Here is a 432-nt window from a genome sequence, read left to right as displayed (position 1 = left end):
GCATGGAGCCAACTGTAGAATGGGATAACGACAAACCGACTGTAGTTTCTTTGCGCGAAATCGCGGCAGGACACGTTACGAAAGAAATTCTTAAACAACGTGAACAAGATTATCAAACTTCTAGTCTTGATCTTGCTCTTTCTACAAACAGCTTGAATTTAGAAGGTTTTTCTTTCTAATTAATTCTGTTTCATAAAAAAACCATCGTTTTTCTGCGGTGGTTTTTTATTTGGCTTTGTCTTGAATTTAAAGATATTGAAAAAAGCAATTATTTTCATTGAAAAAAAAATACACTTTTTCAAATGAAAAATTTGACAAGTTCCGCAATATGCTTTTCATTAAGAAGTAGATAGATTTAGTTTCTCAGCATTAGGAAAAAAGGGTGATTTATGCCAGGCGAAGAGGTCAGCCAAGCCAAGCAACAGCTTAAAT

The 432-nt window shown here is 34.0% G+C and carries 1 protein-coding gene; it reads left to right on the top strand.

Going from position 1 to position 432, the window contains the following annotated elements; all coding sequences use genetic code 11:
* The first annotated feature begins 2 nt into the window (after positions 1-2).
* Positions 3-179 (top strand): DNA-directed RNA polymerase subunit omega, encoded by a 177-nt coding sequence (locus tag LC431_RS26460; protein ID WP_223510486.1) that lies wholly within the window; start codon positions 3-5, stop codon positions 177-179.
* The last annotated feature ends 253 nt before the right edge of the window (positions 180-432 follow it).

The organism is Rahnella sp. GSA61A, from assembly GCF_019969905.1.
In the GTDB taxonomy this organism is placed as follows: Bacteria; Pseudomonadota; Gammaproteobacteria; order Enterobacterales; family Enterobacteriaceae; genus Rahnella; species Rahnella aceris.
This window is presented reverse-complemented; position numbering and strand designations above follow the sequence as displayed.

Coding starts and splice junctions, on each gene's coding strand:
- LC431_RS26460 (WP_223510486.1), top strand. CDS start 3: ATGGAGCCAACTGTAGAATGGGATAACGACAAACCGACTGTAGTTTCT.